This window comes from Prevotella sp. S7-1-8 (genome assembly GCF_000758925.1).
GTDB lineage: Bacteria > Bacteroidota > Bacteroidia > Bacteroidales > Bacteroidaceae > Prevotella.
In genome coordinates this window covers 1-2,112 of sequence record NZ_JRNC01000134.1, presented here as the reverse complement: position 1 = coordinate 2,112, position 2,112 = coordinate 1, and the positions used below count along the sequence as shown (strand labels likewise).

General features: G+C 46.6%; 3 protein-coding genes. All 3 read right to left on the bottom strand.

From position 1 onward, the window contains the following. Window positions 1-65 precede the first annotated feature (65 nt). The 3 genes from HMPREF1640_RS12315 to traN are packed head-to-tail and all read right to left on the bottom strand — an operon-like array spanning window position 66 to window position 2,103. Window positions 66-554: a DUF3872 domain-containing protein gene (locus tag HMPREF1640_RS12315; RefSeq protein ID WP_036895363.1), complete on the bottom strand. Its 489-nt coding sequence runs from the start codon at window positions 552-554 to the stop codon at window positions 66-68. 5 nt (window positions 555-559) lie between these two features. Next, window positions 560-1,156 (bottom strand): conjugal transfer protein TraO, encoded by a 597-nt coding sequence (locus HMPREF1640_RS12310; RefSeq protein WP_036895359.1) that lies wholly within the window; start codon window positions 1,154-1,156, stop codon window positions 560-562. Beyond that, on the bottom strand, window positions 1,150-2,103 hold the full coding sequence (gene traN, locus HMPREF1640_RS12305; RefSeq protein ID WP_036895356.1) for a conjugative transposon protein TraN: 954 nt from the start codon (window positions 2,101-2,103) through the stop codon (window positions 1,150-1,152). The genes HMPREF1640_RS12310 and traN overlap by 7 nt, the downstream gene beginning before the upstream one ends. Window positions 2,104-2,112: the final 9 nt, after the last annotated feature.

The following is a 2,112-nucleotide window of genomic DNA, read 5'->3' as shown; positions in this document are numbered from 1 at the left end:
CCATCCTCTGCTGAGCCCGCAGCCAAAACCACGGGAAGCAGAGGAAAAACAAACAGAACAATAACTTACGCATCTCGTTCAGTTTTTGAGGTAGGATGAGTAGGTTTAGGATGATCCACGTGCTGCTCAGCACTTTTGCCATTAAAACTAAAGTGCAACTCCTTTTTTTGCCCGAAATTATCTTCCACATACACATCAATCGTCTGGCGGTCAGAGGATAGTGACGTATAGTATAAACGAAACTCCTTTCGTGGTAGCCAATAGCGGTCGTTGGGAGAAAGCAACGTGCCATCCTCCAAACGCAATTCCCCTTTTCCATCGGGTTGGAAATAGCGAATCGTATAGCGTGTGTCCTTAAAATCGCCTTCCGCTTTGAGCGAACAACGAATTTCAGCCACTGCCCCCTTTATAATGTCCTTTTGAACGGGCAACGTTTGCAGAGAAAAGTCATAAGCCTGCTGCACATCCAACTCAGGAGTACAACTAGATAGACAAAACCCAGCGAAGGAGAGTACTCCCATCACCCATATTGCGCCTAAAATATTACGTTTCATAGAGATTAAAATTGATAGCGAAGTCCCAAACTCAGCGTCGGTCTAAGTCTGTGAACATCCGAGTTAAAAAGATAGCGCAGTTGAGCTTTTCCACCGACAATAATTCTATCCGTGAGAAAGAGTTCCATACTCGTATGCAATCCTGCGCCATACACCCAGCGTGAGCCGTCCAACAACTTCGCCCCATCGGGCAAAATCACCTTATCTCGATTGAGTTGCTCATAGCCCACCAGCGCAGAAGTACCAAGATAGAAAAACACATTCTTTCCTTTGTCCGAAAGCAAGGGATGTGCATATCCCATCTGCACGAGGTAATCACGTAGGGGCACTTGGTAACTGCGATAACTCAAGGCTTGTTGTTCATAACCAGCCGACACGAACGTATATTTACCCCGTTTGAGATAGTGAGAAAGCGACAAAGTCAGCCCCAAATCGTCTTGCTTAAAGAGCGATTTGCCTTTTACAATGGGCACACTCGCTGATACTTCCAATCCCTTTTGACCAGGCACCAAACGCTGTGCCTGCACAGTAGTGGGCAATCCCACCACTAGTGCAGCACAGAGCGAAGAAAACAAGATCTTCAGTTTCATAGTTATTACCATTTCAGTTTGAGTTTATCAATCTTTTGCGCCAACAAGAGATCCTCTTGGTCAAGCGAAAAAGAAAGTGTTCGTCCTCCTCCACGTTCGTAGAGCGTCACTTGCAGTTCCTTGTCTTGAGAGAGCGAAAACTGCTCCAAAACAAAGACCCCACGTTCGTTGTCGTTCGCCTTCACCTCCAATAATTGATGGTAAGCACGAAGCGGTTGCAGCACTTGTTCCTGCATCGCAGTGTGCTTCGCCACCTTTTTGTCCACCACTTTGAACGTCACAAAGTCCACCGCAAAAGGCATATTCGTGTCATTGTCGATGCGCGTGTAAAAGTAGAACAATCCATTGTGCGCATAAAGACCGCGGAGCAAGAATTTCATTCCAAATTGTTGCGCACCGATGTGCTTAATCCTGCGCTTATCGCTTTGGTAGATACTCTGCATAATGAGTTTCACCAAGATAGGCGACTCACTGCCCAGTTCTTTGAAATAGATGTCCGATCGGTTGGAAGGCAATCTTCCAGCCGTAGGCGCAAGGAAATCCTGCATCTCAATGTTGAGCTTCTCCGGTTCGGCAGTATACTTCACATTAAAGGCATAGAACGAGCCATCTTCACAAATCACCGATAGATTAGTCTCCGTTTCAAAATCTTGCACGGCAGCTTTGATGCGCAAGACATTTTCCGCATCCTCTGCTTTGCCGGCAATGATGTTTTGCGAACCCAAGTCCACATAGCGAATAGGCGCAGGAAAGATGAGATGCGTAGTCTTGTCGAAAGTCACCTCCAAGCCATAAGGCAAGACAACTCGAGCGTTGGGAACACTTCGGCTCAATCCTTGGTAGAGCGTCCCCGACGACAAGAGCGAAGAAGAAAGATTTGTGGGTTTATCCTTGCTTTGGGCAAAGACAGCTGTGCTACTCGCCACGAGGAGTAGCGCAGAGAAAAAGAAATGTTTCATTGTTTATTA